Origin of the sequence: Brassicibacter mesophilus (assembly GCF_050433385.1) — a bacterium.
In the GTDB taxonomy this organism is placed as follows: Bacteria; Bacillota; Clostridia; order Tissierellales; family Proteiniboraceae; genus Brassicibacter; species Brassicibacter mesophilus.
In genome coordinates, this window is record NZ_JBNPXI010000016.1 from 54358 (window position 1) to 67634 (window position 13277).

18 protein-coding genes and 1 other annotated feature are annotated in these 13277 nt (G+C 30.8%); all 18 genes read right to left on the minus strand.

Annotated features, from left to right (window positions below; all coding sequences use genetic code 11):
- The coding region (locus HNR33_RS15535) for a hypothetical protein (protein WP_429084980.1) at positions 1-310 on the minus strand (310 nt) is incomplete at its 3' end.
- 29 nt (positions 311-339) lie between these two features.
- A complete protein-coding gene (locus HNR33_RS15540) occupies positions 340-1353 on the minus strand; it encodes an alpha/beta hydrolase (protein WP_429084982.1) in 1014 nt (337 codons plus the stop codon).
- A gap of 188 nt (positions 1354-1541) precedes the next feature.
- Positions 1542-2261 carry an SGNH/GDSL hydrolase family protein gene (locus tag HNR33_RS15545; RefSeq protein WP_429084984.1) on the minus strand — a complete coding sequence of 240 codons (720 nt, stop codon included), beginning with the start codon at positions 2259-2261 and terminating at the stop codon, positions 1542-1544.
- Between the two features lie 220 nt (positions 2262-2481).
- The gene (locus HNR33_RS15550) at positions 2482-3150 is read right to left on the minus strand and encodes an HD domain-containing protein (protein ID WP_429084986.1); all 669 of its coding nucleotides are present in this window, start codon (positions 3148-3150) and stop codon (positions 2482-2484) included.
- A gap of 26 nt (positions 3151-3176) precedes the next feature.
- On the minus strand, positions 3177-3647 hold the full coding sequence (locus HNR33_RS15555; protein WP_429084988.1) for a GNAT family N-acetyltransferase: 471 nt from the start codon (positions 3645-3647) through the stop codon (positions 3177-3179).
- A gap of 106 nt (positions 3648-3753) precedes the next feature.
- Positions 3754-4083 carry an RNHCP domain-containing protein gene (locus HNR33_RS15560; protein WP_429084990.1) on the minus strand — a complete coding sequence of 110 codons (330 nt, stop codon included), beginning with the start codon at positions 4081-4083 and terminating at the stop codon, positions 3754-3756.
- Between the two features lie 79 nt (positions 4084-4162).
- Positions 4163-4331: a sequence feature (16S ribosomal RNA rRNA prediction is too short), on the minus strand.
- Positions 4332-4415: 84 nt separating this feature from the next.
- Positions 4416-5249: a penicillin-binding transpeptidase domain-containing protein gene (locus HNR33_RS15565; protein WP_429084992.1), complete on the minus strand. Its 834-nt coding sequence runs from the start codon at positions 5247-5249 to the stop codon at positions 4416-4418.
- 148 nt (positions 5250-5397) lie between these two features.
- Entirely contained in the window at positions 5398-5874 is a 477-nt protein-coding gene (locus HNR33_RS15570) for a GNAT family N-acetyltransferase (protein WP_429084994.1), read from the minus strand.
- A 62-nt stretch (positions 5875-5936) separates the two neighbouring features.
- Entirely contained in the window at positions 5937-6764 is an 828-nt protein-coding gene (locus tag HNR33_RS15575) for an MBL fold metallo-hydrolase (protein WP_429084996.1), read from the minus strand.
- 51 nt (positions 6765-6815) lie between these two features.
- Positions 6816-7556, minus strand: a complete 741-nt coding sequence (locus HNR33_RS15580; RefSeq protein WP_429084998.1) for a GNAT family N-acetyltransferase — start codon at positions 7554-7556, stop codon at positions 6816-6818.
- Positions 7557-7578: 22 nt separating this feature from the next.
- Positions 7579-8091, minus strand: a complete 513-nt coding sequence (locus HNR33_RS15585) for a GyrI-like domain-containing protein (protein ID WP_429084999.1) — start codon at positions 8089-8091, stop codon at positions 7579-7581.
- 53 nt (positions 8092-8144) lie between these two features.
- Positions 8145-8615: a GNAT family N-acetyltransferase gene (locus tag HNR33_RS15590; RefSeq protein ID WP_429085001.1), complete on the minus strand. Its 471-nt coding sequence runs from the start codon at positions 8613-8615 to the stop codon at positions 8145-8147.
- A 115-nt stretch (positions 8616-8730) separates the two neighbouring features.
- Positions 8731-9645, minus strand: coding sequence for a helix-turn-helix domain-containing protein (locus HNR33_RS15595; protein WP_429085003.1), 915 nt, complete (start codon positions 9643-9645; stop codon positions 8731-8733).
- Positions 9646-9764: 119 nt separating this feature from the next.
- Positions 9765-10373 carry a class I SAM-dependent methyltransferase gene (locus HNR33_RS15600; protein WP_429085004.1) on the minus strand — a complete coding sequence of 203 codons (609 nt, stop codon included), beginning with the start codon at positions 10371-10373 and terminating at the stop codon, positions 9765-9767.
- 85 nt (positions 10374-10458) lie between these two features.
- A complete protein-coding gene (locus HNR33_RS15605) occupies positions 10459-11709 on the minus strand; it encodes a M1 family aminopeptidase (protein WP_429085006.1) in 1251 nt (416 codons plus the stop codon).
- A gap of 53 nt (positions 11710-11762) precedes the next feature.
- Positions 11763-12050 carry a sodium ion-translocating decarboxylase subunit beta gene (locus HNR33_RS15610; protein ID WP_429085008.1) on the minus strand — a complete coding sequence of 96 codons (288 nt, stop codon included), beginning with the start codon at positions 12048-12050 and terminating at the stop codon, positions 11763-11765.
- 146 nt (positions 12051-12196) lie between these two features.
- Positions 12197-12736, minus strand: a complete 540-nt coding sequence (locus tag HNR33_RS15615; protein ID WP_429085010.1) for a GNAT family N-acetyltransferase — start codon at positions 12734-12736, stop codon at positions 12197-12199.
- Between the two features lie 104 nt (positions 12737-12840).
- A complete protein-coding gene (locus tag HNR33_RS15620; RefSeq protein WP_429085012.1) occupies positions 12841-13257 on the minus strand; it encodes an NUDIX hydrolase in 417 nt (138 codons plus the stop codon).
- Positions 13258-13277: the final 20 nt, after the last annotated feature.

Consider the following 13277-nt stretch of genomic DNA (forward strand, 5'->3'; position numbering starts at 1 on the left):
ATAATCCATTGTTGTTTATTCCGTTTTTTCTTGGTTGAGTAAAATTAATTATAGAGAAGACATATAGAATTAATCCTATGAAATATATAAATAACCCTATAAAAAATAGTTCTGAGGTGGATCTTACTTTGATAAAAATTAAATATATGAACATGAACGTATTTGTAATTTGATAAATCCAATAAGCTTTTTTTTCTTCTCCTTGCACAGGTGGAAAATAAGCTGCCCTTTTTAAAGCTTCTTTACTAATAATAGCTAAAAGACCATATCTGACAAGGATTATTGGGATTGCAAATAAAAAACCGTTCATGTTTTATACACCTCCACGATTAAATATTTTTAATTAGGCTCTCCTCCAAAATACTTGTCTAAAAATCCTATAATTCGATTTTTATATTCTTCATCTTTTTCTGGGGTATTAAAATTATCCCATTCTATTATAAAATGAAAATTTCCTTCACGTACCCATGTCTCAGCATTATCAGGTAAGTTCTCTTTAATACGCTCAAAGTTTTGATATGGAACTTGAGAATCATTCTTTGAATGTACTATTAGAGCTGGTCTAGCACCAAGATTTTTTATCTGCTTTTTAGGGAATATATTAAAACTACTTACTCCATACTTCATAGTAGAATATAATTTAACAAATGGTTTTTGTATTGCTACTAAAGCTTCTGGTGCTCCCATATTAACCATGTTATCACAGAATACATCCTCCCACGAAGAATATGCTGATAAACTAATTAGTCCATCTATTTCTGGGGTTTGCCCTATTGAATTTATTGCTGTAGCCCCTCCCATAGATACTCCAAATACAACTATGGGAACATCTCTGTATTTAGGTTCTTTATTTATGTAATCTACTACTGCTTGAACGTCAAGATATTCCTTATACCCAAGACCTATTTCATCTCCTTCACTTTCACCATGTGCACGCATTTCAAGAAGGATAGATGCATAGCCATTGTTCTTTAACATTTTTGAGTGACCATAAAATGCAGTCACCGATGGATTATGTATCCCGGAGATAAATATTACAACAGCTTTTGGATGATCTTTATATACTTCATATGCTGCTATATTCATATTATCAGATGTTTTAAGTGATAACTTGTCAGAAGTTAATCCAAGTCCTTCTGGTTCGTAAACTTTACTAAAGTTAACGTGATGATTTATGTTATCTTTCATTATAATATGAGGTATGATCATCAAACTAATAATTGATACTACTAGAAAGCTTACTATTACAATAGAAACTATTTTTCTAATTTTTCCTTTCTTTTTTGAAGGACTTTGATCTTTGTTCTTATTAGCTGATATTTTGTTAATTTTAAAACCCCCTTTACTTATCAATGTATTATTGCTTGAAAGTTTATATTACAAATATGTCTCTATTACCTTAACGACTTAGCTTTAATAAGACCTTTAAATAACTTCATTATATTTTTAAACATTTTGAAAATTTAAAATCATATGAAGTTCAGCTTGTCCTATTGACAAGTATACATTTTAAGCATAAAAAAATGCTATTTAAACTACTATCAATTAGATTCATAAATTAGCAATTTATTCTCTATTAAATATGCCAAACCTTTTGCAGACATAGTATTTAAATGTACACCATCAATGGTAACTGCCAAATTTCTTTTTTTACTTACATAGTCTGTAAAAGGCAAATAAGTTGTCAGTAACGAATCAAATGCAACATCTAAATGATCTTTAGTAAAAAAGTATGAACCAGTATTTTTTTCTTTCTGTTTTATATCTTTTTGCCACGTTCTAATATCGATATAAGGTACTTGAGCTTGATTACATAGATTTTCTATTACTTTATTATAAATCTCAGCCTTATAATTCAAATCACTAGCCGTTGTTTCTATATATGGAATCCCAAATACTATTATATTTTTAGCATTAGATTTTAGCATTAGTAGAAGCTCTTCATATTCAACTTCGAATTGTCTCTCATCTTTGCAAGGAATACTTCCTCTTTTTATAATTCGACTAACTGCCTTGCTCCAAGACTTTGAATAATCCTTTAAAAATGGTAATAACAGGTCGTTAGCTCCAATGCCTATCACAATAGTTCTGTCATTTTCATATTTTGGATTTTTTAAAATCTTACGTAAGCGGTTCGAAGTACCAATTAGAGTATCTCCACCTAATCCGAAATTTTTATAGCATTTCTTATTTTTAACATATCTCAAATATGAAACTCCTGGTCTACCCTCTGTAATACTGTCCCCAAAGCATAATACCATGTTACTTACCACCTTTTATTTTCTATGCACTTAATATTTACTCAATATTTAATCTCTATACCTACGATAAAATTTGGTGATATCGTTGAACAAGATATATCTGAAACTAAGCAATTTATATTTGAAATAGAATCTTATAGAAGTCTCTGTTTTATGCCTTATTTAGTTTACTTAAGCTGTCCCGCTATATGCCAGTTTATAGACTCATTCCGTAATTAAATTATTCAACTCCTTCTGTCTCTAGCTCTAATCTTTTAAAAAAATCATCCATAAATTTTAATCTATTTTTACCAATTTCTTTAGCCTTTTTTGTATACAATTTTTCAGGAATCTTCTTAAATTTAACCTCATATTCAATAAATGGTGAATGTCTTGAAACATCTTTAAGCCTTCCATTTTCGCATGTGTTCGTTGCCAGATAGTCATTAATCATATTATTCTTTGATATGCTTTGACCGAACTGTCCAGCAATCATAAAAGTACGAGCAAGACCTATAGCACCTATGACATCTAATTTATCAGCATCAAAAAGTATTTTAGCTTCTATTGTCTTAGGTTCGTTTCCACTTCTATATCTATGTGTAATAATGCAGTGCTTAATTTTTTCAATTTTTTCATCCTCATAATTTAAGTTTTTCAATATATCCTCAGCCATCTTGGAGCCTAAAATAGCATGATCAATTTCACCAGTCATGTTCTTACTCTCAATGACTCTTGCGATATCATGTAGCAATGCTGCTGGAACTAAAACATCTAAATCAACATTTTCCTCATACTTTGATAGAAAAATACACATATTATGTACTCTCATAACATGATCTAGCTTATGGGCTGAGCAAGATAATTCTTTTTCCACAATTTCTTTTATTCTATCAACTTTAGTTTGCAAAACTAAAACTCCTTCCATTTGAAGCCTTATATAGTTTTAGACATATATACCATACCTGGTGTATATCCAAGTTTTTGATTCAATTCCATCATATTATGATTGTTATAATGTACTGTTGTCTGTATGGTTTTAATTCCGTTATGTCGGCACCATTCTTCTAATAACATTTTTAGACTTGTTGCTACCCCACTCCTTCTATATTCTTCTGTGGTATACAACGACAAAATCATTACACTATCTCGAGATTTTTCTTGTCTACATGCCCATATGAATCCCTGTGCTTGTCCTTGATCATCTTCTGCAATAGTGAGAAATAAATCTTCGTTTTTGGTATTTTGGATTCTTTGCACTGTTTTCTCTATATCTGTATTTGATATTATGTAATTCGGCTTCCATAATTTTGGTGTAAGATTATGCCATTTTGCAATTTTAGCTAAAAGCAGTTCTAATTTCTTATCAGTACCATTATTATTAAGCTCTATTTTTCTGCAATTCATAGTCCAGCCCTCCTTTAGTATTGCTTAATACATATATCTCTTTTATAGTTTTCTCTCCTCTAAAAGCTCATTTATCTTATTTATAGAGAAAAGAAATGTTTTTTATTTAATCAATAGAATCTAAAGGTTTCATCATCTTTATTATTTCTTCCACATTATCTGCCTGAACATCATGTTCTGCTATTTTATTAATCTTACGCATACTACACTTTATGCATTCATGAACTATCTGAATTCCTTTTTTCGAAGAGATTTTAATACCTATTGGCTTCATTAAGCCCTTACATATACTCTGTCTATCTCCTGGCTTATTATCTACATGTTTAGAATACAAGCAAAATGGACAATGATTTCTATAGCTGCCATTATTTAATGAAAGGACAATCTGTCCACAATTTTCACAAACAAATCCTGTATTTTCTTTTTTTCTACTCAAAATAGCTTCCCCTCTCTTGATTTATTTTCTAAATCAAGAAATGGGTTCCGTTCTATTCTTTCTAATTTAGGCTTAAATGAACAATTGACAGATTCACCGCCTGTTCCTTTAGGGTCAGCGATTACTTCCAGTTCCTGCTTCATTAAGGCATATTGCATCCTTAAATCCGAACCTAGATTAATTTTATTTTACTTTGTATTAATCACTGTAAGGCGGGTGGGTCCCACCTTCCACTGGTATGTGTAGTTTCATTCTCACTAACATTGGCGTTCGTCCCCAATTAGCTATGAGTAAAAAATACTCTGTTGCTTTTCAAATTTTCACATCCTTTTTTAATACAATTCTAAGTCCTTTAATATCTCTAAAGTAATCTCTTTAGCTTTTAAACCTGTTGCCTTTTCATCTCCTAGAATATTTGTTGCAAAGTAAACTCTCTTTCCATCATGTTGTATGGTTCCAATAAACCAACCAATCTTAGAATAACCTGACGTTCCTGTCTTTCCAGATAGTATATAGTTATCATTTGATTCTAATTTAATTATATCCCTTACTGTTGACATATTACCTTCGCTAAATGGCAAATTATCATTGTATAAACTATATAGTAGATCTACTTGTTCTCGTGCACTAACTTTCAGCGATGAAGTTAGCCAAAATTCTGTTATTCCACCTGATATGTCTTTATTACCATAGTCTAGCATATCTAAATATTTTTCCATTCGTTCTACACCTACTCCAGATGCTAGTTTCTGATAATACCACACAACCGAGTTGGCTATTGCGCTTTCCAATGTATGATCCTGATTCCATGATTCAATTGGATATTTTTTACCATCCCAATAATATCTGTGTTCCTTGCCTTCAATCACTCCAGATTCAAGTCCAATAAGTGAATTTACAATTTTAAATGTTGAGCAAGGAGATATCCGTTCATTAACTTGTTCTTTATTATAAACTAGATAGTTTTTAGATATTTCATCATACATAATAAAGCAACCATCATAACCTTCGAAAAATCTTTCATAAGAATCATCTATAGTTTCACTCGGTACCTTTTCTTCTTTTATGTTTTCTTCTTTTATGTTTTCTTCCTTTAACTTATTTGAACATGCTGTCAACATAATAGCTATTAACAAAGCTAAAATAAATATTTTTTTGTTTTTCATATCCATTCATCCTTTAAGATAAAGTAGTGTTATACTCATTATATATCCAAATTTGCAATATCTGTCTATATATCATCCAAGTCTATCCTAATATAAAGCTCTACTGAACTCATAGTCTTCTTAAAGCATCTTGAAATCTGATTAAGGCTTATCTACTTGTTTCAAGATATATTGATTCAATTCCATTTTCTACAAATGTTTCAATCTTAGCAAATCCAGCCTTTTCTAATAGACCTATTGATCTATTGTTAAATATATATGTAAAAGCTCCAATCTTTTCTATCTTATACTTATTAAAAACTTCGCTAATAAAGTCTTTAATAGCTCTCGTGGCTATACCTTTCCCCCATAGTTCCTTTTCAAAGATAACAATGCTTAACATTGCCATTTTCTCATCAGCTTCATCTATACCATAACACCATATATCTCCAACATATTTTCCTTTGTAGTAGATAACTTTTCCATAACTTAATGCTCCTTTTTCAAGAGACTCTTCATATAATTTCAATGCTTCCTCTAAGGATTCAGTACTGAAAGGAAATAATTTTTGTATCTCTTCATCTTTAGTTTTCTCCCAGAAAATCACAACGTGATCCTTCGTTCTTTGTTTTAGTACTACGTCCATAATATTCAGCTCCCAATATTTTTTTAACTTCGGCCTTTTTTGCATACATCTTTATCTTCTTACTATACTTCAATAACCATTCCTGTTTTTAATTCATTTAAATTGCTCATTTTTTGACTTAAATATTTATAAGATTGTTCACCAGTGCAATGACATGTATAATAATTGTCTATGTTATTGTTACTAAGAATATTTGAAAGACTATCTAGAAAATCTTTGGAATTCGAATGTTTAACTTTCATTCCCATTAAATGAAATCCACCAATAACTGTGTTCAAATCTTTATCAATAATTTCTTTTGTTCTCTCAATTATATTAATAATACCTTTATGAGCACATCCACAAAATAAACTGTATCTATCGTTTTCATTAATTAATAAGTTTACCTCATGCTGAAAATCGTCTTTTTTTACCGAACCATCACTGTATTCTTTTAATAATCTATCATTACCTTTAGGTATCAGATTTTCACCTTTAACATTGCCAAATAAAGTCAGCTCATTATCTACTCTTACCATTCCATCTACAAAGACAAATCTATTATTACTAGTTAACTCTTTTTTCAGTCCTATATTATACTTAATAACACCAAGCAATTTTATCAGATGCTTATCAAACGCACCAATTCCAACGTAAATCTTTGCTTTACTATTAAGTTTTAAAAATGTCTGTAGTCCACCACCGTGATCATAGTGCCCATGAGATATAACTACTATATCTATATCCTCCAAATTTACACCTAGCTTACTGGCATTATACGCGAATGATTCATCTGTTCCAGTATCGAATAATATCTTATGATTAGATGTTTCTATATACAATGATAAGCCATGCTTACATTTATATTCTTTCGAAATAGTTCTATTTTCTAGTAAAGTTATCACTTTCATAAATATCCCCTTTTTTCACCTTTATCAAAATAGTATTTTGAAATTTATTGCTTATTCTTTAACCCTATACCAATATTGATAAATTTCCTTGAAACCTATTTTCGAATAAAGCTTCAAGGCTGGACTGTTATTCAACATGACCTGTAAATAAGCTATTTTAGCGCCATTGTTTTTGCCAATTTTAATCAACCCTCTCATCATCTGTTCACCATAACCACGCCCTCTATATTCTTTATCTACTACTATATCAAACAATCCCATATGCTCTCTTTCTAAAACTCCTAATCCATAGGCTACAATTTTTCCATCAACCCTCAAAGAAGCAAAATATTTATTCGTCCCAATACTTCTAAGCATATCTCTCAGTGTTTCTTTATTCCTTTCATTTACTGAGTTTGTTAAACAGTAGTTTGTTAGCCATTCTTCACTGAAATCTTCTTCTACTATTATATTGCTTAGGTTAACTCCTGTAAATCTAGACAAATCTAATGTCTGAACGCTTGTATTATCTATTATTTCATATCCTTTTTCCTGTAAAATACAATCTAAGCTTTCTGGAAAAGCTTCATTAGTCATTTTAAATACTACTCTCATATTTTTATTTCTATAAATCTGTTCACAATGATCAACCTTATTATTTATATCTTCTTTCGAATGATATATAGGATTTATAGAATTTGCTCTTTTTGTATATCCATTAGAAAACCTAAGTACCCAGCCATCAAGAAGCTTTGTCTGTAGTGACGGCCATGCATTCATTGATAATTCCTCCATGAATCTAACCTTTCCCATTACGCTTCCCCCTTAAGATGATTTATTTCTTTTTGCATGGTATATAGTAGTCTAGTATGATGTCTCCATTTTCCATTGGCTTTGTAAAGCGAGGACAAACATATAGCTCCATGCACCAAAGGGCATTGATATCTACTATGTATCCTTGTTCTTCTAGTGATTTTTGTGTGAATTCATGTGCCACTGAATATACTTCTTTTTCTGGTCCCTGAATCCAACCAATAGCTACTGTAGCAGAAGGTATCTTTCGACAAACATATCCCTCTGGTAAAGGAGTCTCTGGCTTCATCAGCATCCCGCACATATACGTAAATTTACCGTCCTCTTTGTCCCAATCACTCATCCATCCTGCATATGCACTATCAATATGATATTGATATAGCTCTTCTAATCTAGTAAATGTACCATCGCTGAAACACTTATCCCAAAATGCTGGAATAGGATTTTCCTTCATATCAATACTCGGATGTACTAATTTCCCAATAATACACATATCAGGCATTTGTTTAATTTGTAGCTTCACTAGTTTTGCCATATTGTATCCCCCTTTTTATTTGATAAACCTCTAGCTAAACTTTGTACCTTTTACTATTCATCAGATCTTATGAATAATTCCATTATTTCATTATCCGCTTTGAATCCTTTTCTCTCATAAAACTTAACAGCTTGAGAACTTGGCCATACTATTAATATTTCTAGATCTTTTTCTGCTGCCCAAGCTTTCACCTTATCCATAAGCTCTGACCCAATTCCCTTTCCTCTATATTCTGGCTTTGTATAAACATTTGTAATATATCCATATTCATCAGTAATCCGATTAGGTTTTGGGATTTTCTTAATATGTTGAATAGAAATATGAGATATAATCGTATCTTTATCTATTGCTGTCCAATGAGTCCAGTTTTCTTCTATTAGCCCTCTTTTTAAGAATTCACAGCATTCTTTTAAGAATATATCTTTGCTCATAAAAGCAGAAATATCTTTACCTTCAGTCTTAAAATCCCATCTCATTCTTGATAACTCATAACAATCTTCAATTCTAGCTATTCTGTATTCCATAACAATTTCTCCTTCTCATACATTTCTTATGTATACTATAATTATATAAGTGATTTTATATAGTATTTTTTACAGTTTGAAACAGTCCACAGCTTTTTTTGTGGACTGTCACGTGTTATTTTTTGTTTAGTTGCCTAACTGGTCTTGCTTCTATATAGCCTCTATAACCCATTGGAGCAAGTTGAAATCTTGGGCCATCTTCATCTGCCCATGCAAAACCATATATCTCAGGATTGTAATTATTCATTACCTCCCATAGTTCCCCAATTGCTTCCTCGAACTTCCCGTCATCATCATAGGGTTGCCCCTGAAATACCATCATCTTACATGGAGGCAGGTCAATTATGTCAAATCCTTCTGGTACTTTTCCTGCATAATCAGCAAATACTTCTACCCCTTGAGCATAAACTGACGTGCTAGCTTCTCGCAAATTTTCTGGTAGCCACATTCCAATTGGTTCATACATAGCTTCTTTTATACTGCAAAGTACGCCCCATACATCACATCCTACTTCCTCGCAATATTCAAAATAGTGTGCTGCTTTAACACCTCTCTTTAATATTAACTTTCTTGCAGGTCGATCAACGACTTGGACAAACACAGTACTAACATTAGACTTCTTACACATATTATTCTCTCCTCTTTGTAAAGTAAGGTAATAATCACGGATACGATTGGGCATAAAAAGTTTTATCGGTGGTGTATTTTTACTATAGTAACAAGGAGCCATACCAAATTGCTTAGAAAATGCTCTTGTAAAGCCCTCATGTGAATTAAACATAAAATCAAAAGCAACATCAATAATCTTTGTATTCTCGTCTCTAAGCTTAATTGCCGCCCGAGAAAGTCTAAGTATTCTGATATATTCGAATGGAGTTTTCCCTATTAACTCTTTAAAAATCCTTGCAGAATGCCATGGAGAATAACCAGCAGCTCGTGCAAGCATATTTAAAGTAATAGGTTTAGTTATATTCTCCTCTATATAGTCCTGCATACATTGAACCGCATTAATTTTTTCCCAATTTTCCATGCTCTTACCTCCTACAAAAAAGATACTACATTTAGGAAGCTAATTCTTGACTTATTTTGCTAAATTGCATCAGTCTAGCAAGTCCCTACATCAACAAATTATAATTCATTTAAGTTCTATCACTTTTTCAATATATAATCCAAATAACCAGATGTATATTTTTTACCATCTATATTTCTTGTAATTATTCGCTTTTCTCTATATAATATTTCAAAATTATCTAGATATCTTATTATTTCTTCCTCTTTATAATGGCTATATAGTACTTCTTCTCCCTCTTCACTTTGAACAAATTCTCCTGAATTGATTTCTAACCCTTTCCCATAAGAATCACATTCTTCAGTTAAAAAATTAACATAGCATAATCCGTCACATTTCAGTACTCTTGAAAATTCATGTAACGCTAATAAAAAATCTTCTTTCTTCATATGAACAGATGTATTATAAGAAAAAAGAAAGCTGAAAAAATCTTTTTCAAAAGGAATGTTTGTCATATCACCTTTTATAATGTTTAAGTTCATATTATGCATTTTGCAGAATTCATTAGCCTTCTTTAATTGATCATCACATTTTTCAATTCCATAAGTTTTATATCCGAATTCATAAAAAAGAGATAAAGGTGGGTTTATCCCTCCTGCTCCACAATCAAGTATTGTTTTCTCACATGATGTGGAGTTACAATACTTTAAAAAATTATAAAGAGGATAAGCATTTATAAGATTATACATTTTTTGTGCCTCTCTTTCTCAGGTATTTACATTTGCTAATCAGCCTTTGCCATTTAAAATATTTTGTGAGCTGTCTATAAACATTTTAACTATTTAATTTTTTGATAAAGTTTTCTACAGTTTCTCTATGAGTTAATTCTGAAAGCTTATCTATCAATTTTTCAGTATTACTGATTTTATTAGTATGGATTTCATTTAATAATTTTTCAAACACTTCTTTTCCAATTTCTCTCTCTAGTTCATACAATAAGACTGGCCCTTTTATATACAGTACGTCGAATGCACTCTCGTGGCCTCTATCTATTCCCTTTATTGGCGGTAGCGTTTTTGAGCCTTCTATGTATTTCTCAATTATGTCTTTAAATTCTTTTTCACCATAATAATTTCTTATAGTAATTAAGCAGGAATATTCTGCAAAAGATTCATTCAACCAATCCTCCCATGAAGTCATATCAGCCTTTGACCACCAAAGATGTGCTATTTCATGAGCAAGGTATTTAAAGTTTCCAATATCTCCTGATAAATATTTATAATGAGTAACTGACTGATCTTCACTTAAGTCAGGAAGAACAACCAACCCTGGTCTATTATAGCCTCCACCATCTTCTCTAGGTACAATGACTATTGAATAATCTTGATGGTTTATATCTCCAAACATATTAATGAAACTATCCAATATCCAAAGAGATTGATCACTTAACGTTTTAGCTATTGACTTATGTTTTTCGTCAATGTAATAAACTTTACAATCAATTTGGCTCACTTGGCTACCATACTGATTATCAACAAAATATTCTGAGGCAAGAAAAGAGCAATCAATAAAAGGTACTTTCTGATCTATTAACCAGCCATCTTCAACTTCTTTTATATTATTACTTCCTACAACAACATATTTTCCTTCTTCAAATGAAACCTTAACCTTAAACCAAGCTTTATCAAAGCTTTCAAGCAAAGGAAACCATGGCGCATATATACCAAGCTCTACCCATTTTTCCGTAATCCTGTTAACTCCAGAACCTTCTATCTTTCTTATTTGTCCACTATAATTAAATGAAATGTCAACTTTTTCTCCTTTTAACAATGGTTCTTTAAAGTGAATTGTAATTTTTTTAGATTCAGAAATAAAAGGGCTCCAGTTTGCTATATCTTCTTCGACTTCATACTTATCTAGACCACCACAAGTAATATTATGAATAATCAGATCTTTATGAATATAAAAATGTAATCTACTTTTCTCTTTTTCCTTGCATAAATAAGTAAATATAATATCAGATTTAATTGATTGCTTTCTTGCATTAATACTTAATTTACCGTCATAATAATTATTCTTTATCATATTTTTCAACTCTCCTAATTAATTCCACGATTTTTTATTTAAAGTAACTAAAACTATTTCATTGCCTTTTTAGAATAAATTAGATATACAACTCCTCCTATTGTAAGCAATGCAAATATGAATGTAATCAGGTGTGAAGATGGTTGGCTTGCCAAAAAAATAGCTGTTGGTCCATCTGTACCTCCTATAATCCCTATAGAACTTGCTCCACTCAAATCTTTTTGTAGTTTATAAGATAGATACAAAGGTATTAAAAGACTAAATACTGCACTACTAAGTGTTATAATCGCAGTTATGATAGTAAATATAGTAACTACTTTTGTTAATTTTCCTTTTTTCAACTTTTATTCACTCCAATTTTATAGAAACTATTAAACCTTTATACACAAGCTCACAACAAATTATTCTCTGTTATAATATTATCTACTCCTAGTGCTAATTTCACTTTGCCGTCATATTCTGTGAAAACAATGCTTTTGATTAAATATCAGTAATCCTTTCTTTTCTCCATAACAATAAACTTAAATCCTTCATCTTCAGTATATTCGTCACATTTTTTAAAACCAAGCTTTTCAAATAGTCTTAATGCCGGTATATTATTTTCGCCAGTTTCTATGTATATTCTATCTATGTTCATATTACTAAATATGTAGTCAGTCACTATATTTACAGATTTGTAACCAATTCCTTTATTCCAATATCTTTTATCCCCTATAATTACACCCATTTCACCTTGTTTTTTTACCTTGTTTATACTAAAGAAATTTACAAATCCTATGGGTTGATTTTTATGATTACTAATAATAAAGTACCTGTATTTCCTATCATCAACATTTTTATTTACTATTTCAGTATCAAATTTTTTACAATAGTTAATGCATTCTTCTACTAAGGCTTTGCTACTATTAGGTATTGGTCTAGGATCATGCTTATTAATTTCCTTGTCTAATTGCCACATAAATAAATTTACAACATCTTCGTCAATGATATCTCTTATTATAATCTCATTATCTTCATAATAAATCATAGTCATTTCTCCTTCATCATAATATATCTAAATACTTTTTGAAATACAATTTACAATCGAGCGCTAATTAAGAACTATAAAGTTTTAAGAGAACAACGGCTAATTTACACAATGTTTATCAGTTTCTCCAATGCGATTAAGCTATGCTCCCATTTTAAGCATTCTTTTGCTTCAATATATGAATACCATTTATATTCCTCATGCTCATCAGACAGCTTTATTTTTGAAACATTGCAAACTTCAACAGCAAAGCAAATATCTGTCATATTCATTAATTCGCCGTGTTTAACTTCTTTATATGTAAATGTATAGTCTAAATCTATAATATTCTTTATATCGGTTATACCTGTTTCCTCAAATATCTCTCTTACTACTGCTTCTCTTGGATCTTCACCAATTTCAATCCCGCCACAGACAGGTTGATAGTAACCGCTTCTTTCTGGTGTCCGCTTTAAAATAAGAACCTTAAAGGATGGATTAGTTGAAAAAACAAATGCTTGTACATTATTTCTTTCTTTCATATATGTGCTCCTTTTTAATA